Annotated in this window: 19 protein-coding genes; 11 read left to right on the top strand and 8 right to left on the bottom strand. The window is 43.2% G+C overall.

What is annotated here, in order from left to right:
• Positions 1-4 precede the first annotated feature (4 nt).
• The gene (locus LRM42_RS00380) at positions 5-466 is read left to right on the top strand and encodes an HIT family protein (protein WP_243809921.1); all 462 of its coding nucleotides are present in this window, start codon (positions 5-7) and stop codon (positions 464-466) included.
• A 5-nt stretch (positions 467-471) separates the two neighbouring features.
• On the opposite strand, the gene LRM42_RS00385 is transcribed toward LRM42_RS00380, so the two are convergent.
• Positions 472-1467, bottom strand: a complete 996-nt coding sequence (locus LRM42_RS00385; RefSeq protein WP_243816330.1) for an alpha/beta fold hydrolase — start codon at positions 1465-1467, stop codon at positions 472-474.
• Between the two features lie 287 nt (positions 1468-1754).
• Between LRM42_RS00385 and LRM42_RS03965 the strand changes: the two genes are divergently transcribed.
• The 4 genes from LRM42_RS03965 (at position 1755) to LRM42_RS00400 (ending at position 4057) form a co-directional block, all read left to right on the top strand.
• Positions 1755-2006, top strand: coding sequence for an ATP-binding protein (locus tag LRM42_RS03965; RefSeq protein ID WP_445083036.1), 252 nt, complete (start codon positions 1755-1757; stop codon positions 2004-2006).
• Between the two features lie 65 nt (positions 2007-2071).
• Positions 2072-2872 carry an abortive infection family protein gene (locus LRM42_RS00390; RefSeq protein ID WP_243816331.1) on the top strand — a complete coding sequence of 267 codons (801 nt, stop codon included), beginning with the start codon at positions 2072-2074 and terminating at the stop codon, positions 2870-2872.
• Positions 2873-3156: 284 nt separating this feature from the next.
• Complete coding sequence (locus LRM42_RS00395) at positions 3157-3657, top strand: NUDIX domain-containing protein (RefSeq protein WP_243816332.1); 501 nt, start codon at positions 3157-3159, stop codon at positions 3655-3657.
• 136 nt (positions 3658-3793) lie between these two features.
• On the top strand, positions 3794-4057 hold the full coding sequence (locus LRM42_RS00400; RefSeq protein WP_243816333.1) for a hypothetical protein: 264 nt from the start codon (positions 3794-3796) through the stop codon (positions 4055-4057).
• A gap of 234 nt (positions 4058-4291) precedes the next feature.
• Here LRM42_RS00400 and LRM42_RS00405 read toward each other — a convergent pair whose 3' ends face one another.
• The 3 genes from LRM42_RS00405 to cyaB form a co-directional block, all read right to left on the bottom strand.
• Complete coding sequence (locus LRM42_RS00405) at positions 4292-4711, bottom strand: NUDIX domain-containing protein (RefSeq protein WP_243816334.1); 420 nt, start codon at positions 4709-4711, stop codon at positions 4292-4294.
• Positions 4712-4814: 103 nt separating this feature from the next.
• The gene (locus LRM42_RS00410; protein WP_243816335.1) at positions 4815-5198 is read right to left on the bottom strand and encodes a hypothetical protein; all 384 of its coding nucleotides are present in this window, start codon (positions 5196-5198) and stop codon (positions 4815-4817) included.
• A 55-nt stretch (positions 5199-5253) separates the two neighbouring features.
• Complete coding sequence (gene cyaB / locus LRM42_RS00415; protein ID WP_243816336.1) at positions 5254-5820, bottom strand: class IV adenylate cyclase; 567 nt, start codon at positions 5818-5820, stop codon at positions 5254-5256.
• A gap of 85 nt (positions 5821-5905) precedes the next feature.
• On the opposite strand from cyaB, the gene LRM42_RS00420 reads away from it, so the two are divergent.
• Entirely contained in the window at positions 5906-6247 is a 342-nt protein-coding gene (locus LRM42_RS00420) for an ASCH domain-containing protein (protein WP_243816337.1), read from the top strand.
• A 69-nt stretch (positions 6248-6316) separates the two neighbouring features.
• Here the strand turns inward: LRM42_RS00420 and LRM42_RS00425 are convergent, their stop codons facing one another.
• Together LRM42_RS00425 and LRM42_RS00430 are read right to left on the bottom strand one after the other, a co-directional pair.
• Positions 6317-7216, bottom strand: coding sequence for a hypothetical protein (locus LRM42_RS00425; protein WP_243816338.1), 900 nt, complete (start codon positions 7214-7216; stop codon positions 6317-6319).
• 73 nt (positions 7217-7289) lie between these two features.
• Positions 7290-7565 carry a hypothetical protein gene (locus tag LRM42_RS00430; RefSeq protein WP_243816339.1) on the bottom strand — a complete coding sequence of 92 codons (276 nt, stop codon included), beginning with the start codon at positions 7563-7565 and terminating at the stop codon, positions 7290-7292.
• 179 nt (positions 7566-7744) lie between these two features.
• On the opposite strand from LRM42_RS00430, the gene pheT reads away from it, so the two are divergent.
• From pheT to LRM42_RS00450, 4 genes are read left to right on the top strand one after another with little or no spacing between them, the layout of a single operon-like run.
• A complete protein-coding gene (pheT, locus tag LRM42_RS00435) occupies positions 7745-10258 on the top strand; it encodes a phenylalanine--tRNA ligase subunit beta (RefSeq protein WP_243816340.1) in 2514 nt (837 codons plus the stop codon).
• Between the two features lie 58 nt (positions 10259-10316).
• Entirely contained in the window at positions 10317-10994 is a 678-nt protein-coding gene (locus LRM42_RS00440; protein WP_129631231.1) for an FKBP-type peptidyl-prolyl cis-trans isomerase, read from the top strand.
• Positions 10987-11919, top strand: a complete 933-nt coding sequence (locus tag LRM42_RS00445; RefSeq protein WP_243816341.1) for an NAD(P)/FAD-dependent oxidoreductase — start codon at positions 10987-10989, stop codon at positions 11917-11919. Before LRM42_RS00440 ends, LRM42_RS00445 begins: the two co-directional genes overlap by 8 nt.
• 4 nt (positions 11920-11923) lie before the next feature.
• Positions 11924-12454, top strand: a complete 531-nt coding sequence (locus tag LRM42_RS00450) for an inorganic diphosphatase (protein ID WP_243816342.1) — start codon at positions 11924-11926, stop codon at positions 12452-12454.
• Between the two features lie 42 nt (positions 12455-12496).
• Here LRM42_RS00450 and LRM42_RS00455 read toward each other — a convergent pair whose 3' ends face one another.
• Positions 12497-14014, bottom strand: a complete 1518-nt coding sequence (locus LRM42_RS00455; protein ID WP_243816343.1) for a RelA/SpoT family protein — start codon at positions 14012-14014, stop codon at positions 12497-12499.
• A 70-nt stretch (positions 14015-14084) separates the two neighbouring features.
• Here LRM42_RS00455 and gap point away from each other — a divergent pair, with 70 nt between their 5' ends.
• Positions 14085-15107, top strand: coding sequence for a type I glyceraldehyde-3-phosphate dehydrogenase (gene gap / locus LRM42_RS00460; RefSeq protein ID WP_243816344.1), 1023 nt, complete (start codon positions 14085-14087; stop codon positions 15105-15107).
• Between the two features lie 121 nt (positions 15108-15228).
• On the opposite strand, the gene LRM42_RS00465 is transcribed toward gap, so the two are convergent.
• On the bottom strand, positions 15229-15639 hold the full coding sequence (locus LRM42_RS00465; protein WP_129744818.1) for a hypothetical protein: 411 nt from the start codon (positions 15637-15639) through the stop codon (positions 15229-15231).
• Between the last annotated feature and the right edge of the window lie 56 nt (positions 15640-15695).

Genomic DNA, 15695 nt, shown 5'->3' on the forward strand with positions numbered 1-15695 from the left:
AATTATGAATCACACAATTTTTGACGACATCGTATCTGGAAAAATGAAATCTTGGAAGATTTGGGAAGATGAGAAATTCCTAGCATTTTTAACACCGTTTCCGAATACGCCAGGTTTTACTGTGGTGATTCCGAAGCAGAATCCGGGCGATTACGTATTTTCTTTGGATGATAATTTATATTCCGAAATGATGCTGGCGGTGAAAAAAGTTGCTGGTATTTTGGAAAAAGCATTTGACACCCCACGAGTGGCGCTGATTTTTGAGGGCACGGGAGTAGCGCATGTGCATGCCAAATTGATGCCGCTTCATGGTGATTTGGCAAAGGGAATTGGTTCGCCAGTGTCACACGAACAAGCGTTTTATGAGGAATATCCTGGTTGGTTAACCACGGCTGACGGTCCGAAAATGGACGATGCTCAATTAGATGAAATTCAGGCGCGAATTTTAGCCGTGCAAGGTAAATAGGATAGCTAGTTCGCCTCTAATTTTACGTCTTTTCCTTCGTACATATCCAAATAGAACGGATATAATTTGTCGGCGTGCTTTTTAACCTCGTCTTGGTTTAAGGCTACAATGTCGTGACCGATGCCAAATGAGGCCGGAATTGAATAATATTGGAATTTGGCGCCAGAAGCTGCAGCCATTTGCTTAGGTATGTTGACCGCGAGATTTTTATCAATTGCGGTATCGTTTTCGCTCGTTACAACCCCGACGTATTTTAGTCCTGGAGCTTTTAGGTCAGATTTATAGTTCTTGGCGATTATTATATATTTTCCAAGAGCGCGATATGACAAATTGCTACCCGTAAACGAATCTGGAAGAATATTACGTCCATAAAGATTTCGTAAAAGCGGAATTTTCCAGGAAGGAGTTTCCGACTCTGAAGGCTGATAAAAAGGTGATAGAAGTAACGCTCGTGATATGGTTTGGCTGTTGTACTGAGTAATCCAAGTTGCCATATTTGCGCCGCCAGAAAGTCCGACAATTCCCGTTTCATCACCCAAACCGCTAATTATGCTGGTGCTGGAATTCATAAATTGCGCCATTGCTGGAATGGTGATTTCTCCGTGTCGTTTGTTATCGGTGAGGCCATGGCTGGGAACGCGGGGAATATAGACGTTATAGCCGGCATTAAAAAAGGTGTTGCCCAAGTCTGTGAATTGCTGTGGGCATGCGCTTACTCCATGAATCATCATGACGGCTTTGGCGGTTTTTTTGCCGTGGGTTTTAATAATCGATCGGCATTCTGGTCTAATGTCGGTATTTGAAGTGTCTTCACTAACAGTACGATTTGCAGCGGCGATGGCGTCGTTGTAGCTCAATTTTTCAGAGCTTGAAGATTGCAATTGCTTGGATGCTGCTGGCCAAAAGAAAGCTGTGGCGGCTAATAAGGCGGCTGTAACGACAATTGAGCAGACTGCCCAAATAGTAATTTTTATGATGCGATTTTTTCGTGAAGTGTCCATGGATGTATTATATTGATTATGTATGGAATTGTGAAGTTGGTATACTTAATTATGTGCAATAAAATCCAAACGTTTCTCCTTCTGTAGAAGATGAGATAGTCTTGCGGATTAGTGTCGAGCAATTCCTCCGTCAGCACGGTTTTACTGTGGTGACGACTATGCAACGGCTGGAAAAACGTGCGGCATGACTTTCACGGTTAATACAGAGCCGACGACCACTAGTGTCAACCGCGACATGATGCGCCACGTCATCTCGAACCTGGTGCTAAACGCAGTACGTCACGGCGATGCGGGGTGTGATAAAAATTACCTGCAGTCAGCATGAGTTATCCATCGAAAACGTCTGTAAATCACTGACTAAACAACAACTCCAGCACGTTTTCAACCCGTTTTATCGGAGCAGTGCCGCCACAAAGCAACATGCCGACAGCAGTGGCATCGGCCTCTACATGGTGAAAATGCTGCTCGACGCTAAAGGCCTAGATTATGACTTTGCGCTACGCAGACAGGACGCGTGGTTTGTGGTAAGATTTGAGTAGTGGACAGAGAGCTAGAGAAAAATACAATAACCATGTCTCAAGAGAAAGGGTAGTGGGTTAAACATATGAATGACCAAATTCGTTCACAAGCCATAGCAATTTTCGTAAATAATGGTTTTGTACTCGACCTTAATGATAAAGATTTTCAAGAGTTGACTATGTCCAGTATCGGGGAATCTGTAAAAGATAGATATAATACAGATCCTGAACAAAAAGTGAGCAAGGGTAGGGCTCTTAAAAAGTTCTTAGCTGATGAACCTGAAAAAGGCTTAACCTTAACAAGAGATCTCCTTAAGCACTATTGGCAACTACCTAAAGACTCTTCTTATAGGAATGATGAAAAAGATAGGTGGGCTAAGAAGCTAGAAGCTGATATTTCGATAATATCGCCAAATGATAGAGTCCTAGAAAGTATTATGGCGGATACGGTTAAGCATTTTGATGATGAATATATTTCTGAAGAAATAAGGTTAATGCAGGAGAGTATTAAAAAATCACCGAATGATGCTATTGACAAGGCTAAAAATTTAGTAGAAAGTTGTTTTAAATTTATCTTGAACGAATGTGACATTAGCTATAGTAATAGTGATAACCTAGGGGATCTTCAGAAAAAGGTTTTCACAAGATTAAATATAGACGCAAATACTAATGATACAGCAAAAGCAGATAAGAATGTAAAAACAATCTTAAGTAGTCTAAATCAGATCATAAAAGGCATAGCTGAGATTAGAAATAAGCATGGAAATGGCCACGGTAAAAGCGCTGGGGCTGTTCAACTGTCTCCAAGATACGCAGGGCTTGTTGTAAGTTCTTCGGTGGCTGTCGTAAATTTTGTTTGGGACACGTATAAAGATAGGAAAGAATAGGGCTCAATAGAGCGTTTTAATCTGGACTAGTTAGATGCGACTATAAAAACAACAGTAATCGACGGGATAAAATTTATGTCAATTGAGGAGTCAATTGAGGAGGTTCGCAGATGGAAATCGCTACTTGATAGGAGTAAGGATCAAGCGGACATTCTGTTAATTGACAAGCATCTAGAGAGTTGCGGTAAAACATAGTAATTTCCCGCCCGCCCATGCTAAAATAAAGATCATAATTGACATCCGCACGATATTATAAACAAGAGGATGCTTATAATCTGAAAGAGGTGACTTTTATTAAATCCATCATCTGTAAAGACGTCTTCGGTAATCAATACACCGTTCCTGTTGACGAATTAAATATTCGCGTCGGCGTGTATGCGGTTATTATTGAGGATAATAAGATTCTTTTGACTAGGCAATGGGACGGTTATAGCTTGATTGGCGGCGGCGTCGAGAAAGGTGAAACGATCGAGGAATCAATTGTCCGTGAAGTTAAGGAGGAAACTGGACTGACTATCATACCAGATAAAATCATTCATCAAGCAACCACTTTCTTCAAGCGCAACGCTGAGGCGCAAGCCAATCAGTCAATCCAACTGTACTTTACCCACAGCCAGCTACACGGGCAAATCAATAACGATAATATAACCGACAGCGAGAAGACCTACACTAACGGTGTGCCGGAGTGGGTTGATCTGAGTGGGGTTGATAATATAAACTTTCGCCACAGCGTGGACCTAAAAACAATTTTACAGGCGTATATTTCGCAATCTCGCGCCCGCTAATAGTCGAATAATGTTATAAGTTTATCGGTGACATGTCAAACGGTGCTCGACCACGATATGCGTTTTGGGCATTTCGAGTTGATAATCGAGAACTAGACAAGGAGATGATAAAATTAATTATGAAAGAGAGTAAGCGATGAAAATTAACCAAAAAATAGAGAACTACATTAAAGAGAAATATGGCGACAAGCGTTTTTATCAACTAGGTAGTTACAACGGTCAGGAATGCTATTTGGTGTCGCTTGCTAAAGATGACGAGTGGATAGCTGATAACTATTATTTATTGTTTGACTCGCTCGGTAATCTAGTGAGAGAGATTTACGCTGGCGGTCAGTTTATCGATGAAGAAACTGAAGAAACTAAGCTAGCGGCAAAAATTGAAGAGTATTTTTCTAAATAATTTTATTTTTAAGTCGAATATGATAAAATAGAGCCAGTATATGCGACAGGCGAGTTTGTCGCATTTTCTTTTGGGCAAATTTCTCTTGGAGCATATCGGGAGAATAATATATCTAATGAAACCATCCAAACCCGTCATCCTCACTGGTGGGATAATTATATTCAAGGAGTCTACTATGGCGAGGGTAATTATGCTATAGCCCTGCACATAATATGGGAAAATATGTCGGACAGATCAAGTCTCGGATAAATGCTTTAAATAATCAATAACATCTATATAATAAGGATCTGCGCCCTCCGGAATATTAGTATCTAATAATTCCGATAACGTCATCCAGCGGTATTTTTTATGTTCCCAGCTCAATTTAACAGAAATGTCAGCCTCAGTCTTATCTATGACTGTCTCAAAAAGTACATGTTTTGTGTTTTTGTACTGCTTAATAAATAGCTTTTTTAAGTCATTTGGATATATACATATGCCAGTTTCTTCCTGTACTTCTCGCGCGGTCGCCGTCTTAGAGGTCTCTTCCGATTCTACTTCTCCTCCAGGAAGGTCAAGATGCCCAGGGAAATTAGGGTGTGTGTCTCCCCTATAAAGCAGTAGATATTTACCATTTTTATTCTTAATAAGCGCTTTTGATACTATTTTAATCATATTTCGATTACCATCTTAAGTTGCCAACTAAAGGATATAATATTCGCTTAAACGAGCTAGGTTACTCCCATGTCGAACTCGTAAACACTCAGTCAACATAAACCTACCAACTCCGTTTTTGTTTGACTGCTGCCAGATAATAGTGGCAACGACCATTTGGGTCTGAGACGAAAAATAGTTCTTCTACTTCATCATTTGGACAGATTCTGAGGTGTTGGTCATTGGCATACGGCTTGATAAGATATGTGAATTCAAACTCAAAACCGCCAGATATTTTCTTTACTTGTTGGCTCTCGTCTGTTGGGTCGGGATAGTCAATTGCTACAAGTATGAGCGATTGACTAGCTGTTGTTTGAAATAGATAATAGACCGCATCTGGATACAGCGTGATGAAAGAAGCAAATTCACGAACATATGTTGCTTCATTAAGTAAAGGAAAAGCTTGAGTGATAAAATCTGGTATTGTGATGCCGATGCTATTTTTCATGAGTATATTATATTGGTTGCGAGTGGAGTTGTGAAGTTTTGTGGCGTCAGCGTTCTTAATAGCCCATACAAATATCCCGATAAGGTCGCGTCACAATTTCCATTGATTCCAGACCGAGTTTGGTTTCAATTTCACTAATCATCATCAGCGCACTAGTCTCATCATCTGACAAAACCTCAACTTCCACGAAAGTCCCAGCATCTTTAATTTCATCGATGGATACCGTTGCTTGCAGAAAGTCAGAGGACTGAAATGAGCGACGGTATTTGTTGACCTCAACCAGTTGTATCATACCGAGGTTTGCCAGTAGCTGCTTGGCGGTTGCCGCATCTTCGGGCTGAATTGGTAGGTTTGTCTCGGGCTTGATGATTACATTATTTTCCGTATGCGTCGCAGTGGTCGTTGCTGGCTTATATGTTATCTCAGCAAAACTATCACGCTGGCGAATCCGCAAGCATTCAACCGTCTGCATAAAGTCGACATCAGGACGAGAATAATACGTATCAATTTCGCGAAGATTACTCTTTAGTTCAAAACCGATGTTTTGCAACCGTCCGATTAGCTCTTCAATATTGCCCGCTAGCTGGCGCTTGCGTTCGATTTCTAGTAATTTTTTGATCATTTGATAGCCTTTCTTATGGAAGTGTAGATATTTGAATATTTATTTATATGATGGTTTAATTATAGCAAGAAAGGCAAATAATTTTATGACCACACACCAATTAAAATTGGCGACTGAGCCGTTTAATGCTATTATTTCTGGCAATAAGACCATCGAGTCGCGACTATATGACGCCAAACGACAGAAAATCCAGATTGGGGATCGGATTATTTTTACAAATAGAGATAATTCTAAGCAAACTGTTACCGCTGAGGTTGTTGGTTTGCTGAGATGCGCGACATTTCGTGACTTATTTTCTCACAATAATCCGCGAAAGTTCGGCGGTGATAATGTCGAATGGTTAGAAAATCAAATTTCTGAATTTTATTCTATTGAAGACCAAAAGATTTATGGAGTGATTGGTATTGAGTTTAAGGTTTGTCAGTAAGCTTGCATATTGGCGGCGTTAATATTTCCTCTTCAGAATCTTTTCTTTCTGCTAGAAAATTAGTTAGGATTAATAATCCAGGATTATCGTCGTCTTTACTTGTTTTAGGATTGCATTCATGTTTGCGACGTTTATAGTTTTCACTAGGTCATTTCTGGATAGTGGCGTGGCGGTTTGTTGATAAAAATATATGGGCACTGAAATATAAAATGGGTCAGACGTGAAAGCTTCGGCAAGATTTCTTAGGTCGGTTGCGTGCGAGGATATGTTAAAGTTTTGTAAATATGTTTGTATAGTTTCACTTGAGCTCAGTCGAGCAAGGTCTGTATTTTTTACGGTGTAGGTTTGGCTGGTGTAATTTCCGTCATAGTACGCTATAAACTTTCCGGGGCTGGACGGGTAGGATGAGATTTTATCGAAACAAATATCGCGCACTAGATCTAAAAGTATTGGGTATGTGCAGAAAAATGCGGCAGTCAATTCATCACTGGCGTCGGCAATTTCTATATCAATCTTAACGTCTGTAAAATCCTTCGGACTATGGCTGATTTTAAGAGGAGAAATCTTAGATTTTGGGCGTGAATTGCTGGGAGTGGTTTTTTGACTATAGATAAAATATTTTTGACAAAGAGCGAGCTGTTCTTGTAATAATGTCACGTCTGCTATATCAATGTTGGACTGCATCTCGGCTTCTATGTGCGAGATGGACTGTTGAATAAGAGGCTCCTCAAAAGGCGTAATATCGTTGATGATTTCTTCAAATAATGTATTAGACTCACTTGTGAACAGTGCGGACGTAAAAAATACACTTGATTCGCTAGTCGTGCCATACAACTCTCCAGCAAAAGCTCGGTTGCCGCCAACTTTTTCCGTTTCCTTTAAGAATCGCCTAATAATCAGATGCTCAAACAAGTGACACGTGTCGTGGTCTGCTGGTAAAGAATATGCTGAATGCAAGTTGTGGATCATGAGTTTATTATATCAGTATGGAAATTAGCCTAAATCTTATAAGCTTGGTGGCGTGTTAATACGAAGAAAAGCTTTATTCATCATAGTCAAACAAGCTTCCAGCTCCCGCCGCTTTATATAAAGCATCTACCGCTAAGAACATATCATTCTGAAGTGCTGGTTGGTTGTCAATATTTTTATCGTAAAAATTCCGTAATGACTCCGGATAGTGTTCGTCGGGCGCATCGTACAGGAACGTATCCTGCAGTAGTTTCTTCTGTTCGGGCGAAATATCATTAAAAAACTCTGGATGAAAATCATAAAACCATTCTAGGCGAGTCTGTAGTTCTAGATATTTATCATAGTTCATAGCTATATTATAATTCAGGAAATGACTCCTCTCCAGCTCTGAAGAGAGGGGCGTTCTTGAGGATTATCTCCCGCTTGTTCAAGGACGGCTGTATTTTATCCTAGAACAATTTTTGCCTTGATTATTTATAGTTTTCTAAGGTCGATTACTTGTCAGTAAAATGATATAATTATATCAGTATGAAAGTTAGCTTAAATCTTATAAAACAATTGATTAATTTTGAGTTGCCGCCAGTTGATGAGTTGGTGTCGCGTGTCAATCAGCAGCTTGGTGGTGTCGAGGAAGTGATTGACCTGAAAGCCAAATATGGTGGCGCGCGCATTGTGCGGGTTGTTGAGTGTGAAAAACATCCGAATGCGGATCGTTTGAGCGTGACTAAAATTGACGATGGTGGCGTGGCGGACGTTCCAAGGGATGACAATGGTTATGTGCAAGTGGTTTGCGGTGCGCCGAATGTTCATGCTGATATGTGGGCAATTTGGTTGCCGCCAAAAATCACCGTCCCAGCAAGTTTTGATGACGCCGAGCCGTTCGTGCTGGATGCGCGACCGCTGCGTGGAATCTTAAGCCAGGGCATGCTGGCGGCGGCTGATGAGCTGGCGATTGGTACGGATCACGAGGGAATTATTGAGATCAATGAGCGTGATATTCCAGTAGGCGTTACACTTCAGGCTGGCGCGAGTTTTGCGGAAGTGTTTGGGCTGGATGATTACGTGCTGGAAATTGAGAATAAGATGTTTACACACAGGCCGGATTGTTTTGGGCAACTCGGTGTGGCGCGCGAAATTGCTGGCATTTTTCATCAGCAGTTCAATAGTCCTGACTGGTATAATGCTATTCAAGAATTCGCAGATAGCGATAGCTTAGAGCTTGAAGTATTTAATGAAGCTAATGAGCTTGCGTCCGCATTCTCTGTGGTTGCTATAAAAAATGTAGATATTCATCCAAGTCCGTTGTGGCTACAGTGTCAATTAGTCGCAATGGGCGGCAAGCCTATCAATAACATCGTTGACGCGACAAACTACGTGATGTTTATGACGGCGCAGCCGACTCACGCTTATGATTACGACAAGTTGCGCGGGCATAAACTTGGCGTGCGAATGGCGCACGATGGTGAGAAAGTCGGTTTGCTTAATGGCAAGGAATATGAATTGACGTCTGACGATATTGTCATTGCTGATAGCGAAGGTGTGATTGGGCTAGCTGGAATTATGGGCGGAGTTGATACGGAAGTTTCGGCTGAAACGAAGAACATTGTCCTTGAATGTGCCAATTTCGATATGTACGCGCTACGTCGCACAGCTATGCGTCACGGAATTTTTACAGATGCGCTGACCCGTTTCAATAAGGGACAGTCGCCAGCACAAATTGACCCTGTCTTAAAATGGTTAATTGGTATGGTTGGTGGTGAGCAAGCTAGTCCTATGCTATTTAAGAATCATTCTTCATTGCGACAAGTGTTGGTCGATGGTAAGCACTGGCACGGTGGATTGTTGATTCCTAAAAGGTTTGTCGAAGAACGTCTAGGTGTTGACTTTGCCGAAAATGAGATTGAAGCACTACTAAAGAATGTTGAATTTATCGTTGACGATGGTAATAAATATGGCGAAGCTGGCGTGATGGTTTACAGTCCATTTTGGCGAACAGATATTGAGCTTCCTGAAGATATTGTTGAGGAAGTTGGGCGATTATATGGCTTTGACAGATTGCCGCGTCATTTGCCAGAGCGAAGCATCAAGCCTGCTTTGAAGAATGAGCGTCGTGAATTGAAACAGAGAATTCGTCAAAGTTTGTCGCGAGCTGGAGCGAACGAAGTTTTGACGTATAGTTTCGTTCATGAGCGCGTTTTGAAAAATTCTGACCAAGATCCGAGCCGTGCGTATCGCTTGAGTAATGCGCTTAGCCCAGACTTGCAATATTACCGAATTAGCATTTTGCCGAGTTTGCTGGATAAAGTTCACGCCAATGTAAAATCTGGGCATGACGAATTTATGCTGTTTGAAATTGGCAAAATTCACGATAAGAAATTAGGACTTAATAATGAGAATTTGCCTATTGAAAAGACTTTCATTGACGGAGTTTATGCGAATAAAAAACCTCAAGTTGGCGCGCCGTTTTACAAGGTGAGGAAAATTGCTGAAAGGTTGATGAAAGATTTGAGCATTGAGGTTGATTTTGTGAAGATTGCGGAATCTGACGGCGGTATCCCAGCGCCATTTGATGCGAAACGCAGTGCTTGGATTATGGCGAAGAATGGCGACAATTTGGGGATTGTTGGCGAGCTGGTTCAGTCTGCCCGACGCAACTTCAAATTGCCAGATTATACGGCAGCGTTTTCTATTGATATTGAAAAATTGCAGGAAAATCTGAGTAAAAATCAGGGTTATAATTACCAGCCGTTAAGTCGTTTTCCGTCGACTGCCAGAGATATTTCATTGAAAATGGATTCAGATGTTGATTACGCGAAGGTTTATACTTGCGCTGAAGAAGTTGCGAAAAAACACGGTGAGTTACAAATTAGCATAACGCCGATTGCGATATATCAGCCAAAAAATGACGATTCGACAAAAACTGTAACTTTGAATGTAAAGTTTACGAGCGCCGGGCGGACGCTGGAAGATAAAGACATTGCGCCGATTATTGAGGAAATTGCCGCGATGGCTGCGGAAGAATTTGACGCCGCTCAGGTTTAACGTGATTTGTTGCGCTTGATAAAAATTGCTATAATTGAAAGGTAAATAAAGGAGGAATATGGCAACTACAAAAGGCCAGAGAATAGGTATTTGGGTTATTGCCGGCATGATGTTTTTGGGGACCGTTGGCGGATTTGTCGCTATGATGGTGGCGCCTGGAAATGAAGCCAAAGATCAAGCCGCGTTTAAGAAGGCTCAGGATGAATACACCAAGGCTACTGACGAGCGAAAAAAGAAAGTAGAGGCTCAGGCTAATGAATTGAGCCAAAAATATTACGGCAAGTTTTCTGAGTTTAGCTCGCGAGTTGGCGCGTTTGAAGCTGGTGATGTGAAAGAGCTTGTTAAGGAAGATTTGGTTGAGGGCGAAGGCGCTGAGGTTAAGGACGACACCAAGTTGGCTGTTTATTACATTGGCTGGAACGCTAAGGGTGAGATTTTCGATCAATCAATTGCTGACGGCAAGTTGAAAGCTCCGCTCAATATGGACGGCCCGGCAAATACCGCGGTTATTCAGGGCTGGAAAGAGGGTTTGATTGGTATGAAAATTGGCGGCGTGCGCGAACTAACAATCCCAGCCAACAAGGCTTATGGCGACAAGGCTCAGGGTGATAAAATTCCTGCAAATTCTCCACTTAAGTTCGTGGTGATGGCTATTGAAAAGCCAGCCGATATTCCAGAGCCAGAGATGCCAGAAGTGATGAAGCAATATTATCGATCGCGAGGTTTCAATGTCTAAAGATGTTGTTATTGTTGGCGCTGGTCCAAGCGCGTTAACGGCGGCAATTTACTTGTCGCGCGAAGATGTCGACACGACGCTATATGAGCGTGGCGTGGTCGGCGGAATGGCGGCGATTACTGATCAAATTGACAATTATCCTGGATTTGCTGAGGGCGTTACGGGAATGAAATTGGCGTCTGAATTGCAACAACAAGCGGAGCGATTTGGTGCGAAGATTGAGTATGGCGACGTGACAGAATTGAAGCAAGTTGATGGCGAATTGGAGCTGACAATTGACGGTCAATCTGTCCGCGCGAAGTCAGTTTTACTAGCGACTGGCTCGAATTACCGCAAATTAGGTGTTCCGGGCGAAGATGAATTATATGGTCGAGGCGTGCATTACTGTGCGACTTGCGACGGTGCGTTTTATCGTGATAAAAATCTAATCGTTGTCGGTGGCGGAAACTCAGCGGTGCAAGAGGCGATATTTTTGACGCGATACGCTAGCCACATTGATCTGCTAGTTCGCAGTAAGTTGCGCGCCAGTGACATCTTGCAAAAAGATTTGCAGAAGTATGTCGATGATGGAAAAATTACCGTTCACATCGGTGCAACGACTGATGAAATTATTGTCAAGGACGATAAGTTTTACGGCGTTAAATCGACCCAAAACGGCGAGCAGAAAGAATTTACCGCTGACGGATTGTTTGTGTTTATTGGGCTAATTCCGAACACGCAATTCCTGACAAACTCGGACGTTGAGCTGGATTTGGGCGGACACATCATTACTGACGAACATCTGCACACTAATATTCCTGGCGTTTTTGCTTCTGGCGATGTACGCTCGGGAGCAACTATGCAAATCGCTTCGGCGGTTGGTGAAGGTGCGGTGGCAGCGGTGCAGATTCGTGAATATTTACAAGAAAAAGCCAGAGAGGAGTAAAAAGATGGCAGATTTTAATCAAATTTTAACACCTGGTGATGTCGAAAATGGCGTCGTAAATGTAGTTGTTGAGATTCCACAGGGATCAAGTCATAAAATTGAGTGGAATCGTGAGCTTGCAGTGATGCAGTTGGACCGTGTTGAGCCAGCTATTTTTGCAAAGCCAACAAACTACGGTTTCATTCCGCAGACTTTGGATGAAGACGGCGACGAATTGGACGCGCTAATTATCACCGACGAGCCGCTGACGACCGGTATTTTTATGGAAGCAAAGGTTATCGGCGTGCTGGAATTTGTTGACGATAATGAAGTTGACGATAAGGTTATTGTTGTGCCAGCCGACGACCGAAACATTGGCAACGCAATCAACTCACTAGAAGATCTACCTTCACAATTGTTGAAGCAAATTGAACACCACTTCAATCACTACAAGGATTTGAAGAAGCCTGGTTCAACTGTAGTTAAGGGCTTTGGCGACGTAGAAAGAGCAAAGCAAATTATCCGCGAGTCAATTACTCGTTGGAACGAAAAATAAATCACGTTTGATTATTGATTAAAACCGAGAGACTGGCGAGCGTTACTTGTGTCGGAATAACGAGGAAACGCCGCCAGTTAATTGTTGTAAGATGCCGTTTGAGCGGGATAATTGTAGGCGTAGTTTATCTTTGGCGTGCGGTGTAATTATGACGTCTCGCCAATCTGGTTTTGGACGAGCGGATTTGCTTGTTAAAACTTCAATTGTATCGCCGTGCTGTAATTTGTAATTGAACGGCTTCATTACGCCATTGATCTTAAATCCACTTGCGCGCGCCGCGATATCGGAGTGAATTCGGTAGGCATAATCCAAGGGGAATGCCCCGCGAGGCAAATCGTAAATGTCGCCCTTTGGTGAGTACACAAAAATCCTATCAGAAAATAGCTTCATTCGGAATTTGTTAGAGTCGAATCGCTTTCCTTCGCTAATTAAGGCAGCAGCCTCCTGAAGTTCGCGAATCCACGATAAATCGGCTGGCATAGTTCCGATTTTTCCTTTTTTATAGGCGTCGGTCAATTTTTGCTCATTGTAATGGAAACTAGCCGCTAATCCACGCTCGGCGTATTCGTGCATTTCTTTGGTTCGAATCTGGAACTCGACAATTTGTCCGCTCGGAGTTTGTACGGTTGTGTGCAGACTTTGATATCCATTTGGCTTTGGATTGGCAACGTAATCCTTAATCCTCTCGTACATCGGCTGATACATATCGTGCAAAATCCCCAGAACCAAATATCCAGTCGATAAATCGTCGACAATTATTCTTAGGGCAATCAAATCATAAATCTTATCAATATCGCCAACTTTGTCCAATTTCTTAAACAAGCTATAAACGCTCTTAACGCGTCCGTCCATCTGAAAAACTAGCTTTTCCGCCTTCAGACGTGCTTCAACTTCACGGCGAACGTGATCCAGCTTTCGTTGCGATTTTTTCAGCCGACTGTCCATCAAATTTTTGGTTTCCTGAAAAGCTTTCGGCATCAAATATCTAAAACTCAGCTCTTCCAACTGAACGCGAACTCGCCCCATATTTAAGCGGTCGGCCAGCGGTGCAAAAACTTCAATCGTTTCTCTGGCAATTTTTTTCTGCTTTTCTGGCGTCATAAATTGTAGCGTTCGCATGTTGTGCAGGCGGTCGGCTAGCTTGATAATTATCACGCGCACATCTTCGCCCACGGCAATCATCAACTTGGTCAAATTGTCCTTCGTGTGTGGCAAATAACTATCCAAATTTCGCATTCCAGCGCGAGCTTGCGAAACTTTAGTTACGCCATCCACCAGAAACGCCACATCGCGTCCAAACAAACTTTCCAAATCGTCTAAAGTTGCGTCGGTATCTTCAACGGTATCATGCAGAACTCCCGCTACGACTGTATCAATATCCATACCCCATTCAATTAGAATTCCCGCCACCGCCAATGGGTGATTAATATACGGTTCGCCACTTTTGCGCTTTTGTCCAGCGTGCTTTTCCGTGGCGTAATCGATTGCGCTCGCTAAAACCAATACTGGCACTTCGTCGTATTTTTGTTCAGCGATTGATAATAACTCTTCGCGCGTCATGTTTATATTATACAACTTTGTAGTATAATTAAGAAAAGCTAAAGCGAAAATATCTAACAGGGAGGGCGATATGGCTGTAACGAGAATAGCAATTAACGGCTTCGGGCGAATCGGACGCAATGCGTTTAAGATTGCGAACGAGCGAAGCGACTTGGAAATTGTTGCGATCAATGATTTGACTGACACAAAAACTTTGGCATATTTGTTGAAGCATGATAGCAATTACGGTGAGTACGGACGTCAAGTTGATTTTACGGAAAACGAACTGATTATTGAGGGAAAGTCGGTTAAGGTGCTGGCTGAGAAAGATCCAGAAAATCTGCCGTGGCGAGATTTGGGAATTGATGTGGTGATTGAATCGACAGGATTTTTCACTGATAAAGACGGCGCGGGCAAGCACTTAACGGCTGGTGCAAAACGTGTAGTTATCAGTGGTCCGACGAAGTCTGAGGGAGTCGATACGATTGTTTTGGGAACTAATGATGACAAGGTAAAAAACGCGACGCCAATTGTTTCTAATGCTAGCTGCACGACCAATTCTTTGGGTGCGGTTATGGCGATTTTGGACGCGGAGTTTGGCGTTGAAAAGTCAATGTTAACGACGGTGCATAGTTATACAGCTAGCCAAAAGCTTCAGGATGCGCCGTCCAAGGATCTTAGAGAAGGTCGCAACGCTGCCGAAAATATTGTTCCGACTACGACTGGCGCCGCAATTGCTGTGACTAAAACCTTACCACAACTAACTGGAAAATTTGATGGGCTTAGCGTGCGTGTACCAACTCCAGTGGTGTCGCTTAGCGACGTGACGGCGCTTCTCAGGAAAGACGTAACTGTCGAGCAGGTAAATGACGCGTTCAAAAAAGCCGCCCAGAGTAATTTCTATCAAGGCATTTTGGGTGTTTCTGAGGAACCTTTGGTGAGCTGCGACTTCATTGGCAATTCATATTCTGGAATTGTCGATCTTCCGTTGACGAAGGTAGTTGGCGGTAATTTAATCAAGGTTATGGTCTGGTATGACAATGAATGGGGCTATTCGAACCGGCTGGTTGAACTGGTGGCGGATGTGGCGTATTATCTGAAAAAGAGTGAATAAGGACATCTCCCAAAAAGGAAATAACCCCGCACCGTGATAGTGCGGGGACGCCGGTATTTCCGGCGGTTTTACAGAATATTTATCTTAGTGCGCCTTCTGCTGGCGCGTAGCATCTCAGTCCTCAGTCCTTCTCGGACTCATTCTCCTTGGACTTATCGACCCCAAGGATGTCCATCAGGAAGGCTGCCATCTCCTTTTCGGCGACCCTCCTGCGCTTCCATTCAATGGCTCCGAGCACGACGCTCGCCATCAAGAAGACGACAGCCGCCCAGGCGGTGGAGTCGTACGCCACCGTGGGAAGCGACGAGATTGGCGGCCACGCCGCCGATTCCATCGTCGGCGCGTCCAAGTACGCGACCGCCGCCCCCTTCCACGCACTCATGACAAACACGATGTGCGCAGTAGCGCACGTCGCGAACGCGGACAGCGCCGCCGCCGCCAGTCGGCGCCGGTACAGTTCCACGATAGTGATGGTAAACAGTCCAGCGATGAGTGCGGTGCTAACGACCACAGTCAAGATTTCGGTAGACATTATTTTCCCTCCTAGGGAAGATTTTGAGGTGCGGCCTTTCAGAACCGCGACCTCAA

Source organism: Candidatus Nanosynbacter sp. TM7-075 (assembly GCF_022828255.1).
Taxonomy (GTDB): Bacteria; Patescibacteriota; Saccharimonadia; order Saccharimonadales; family Saccharimonadaceae; genus Nanosynbacter.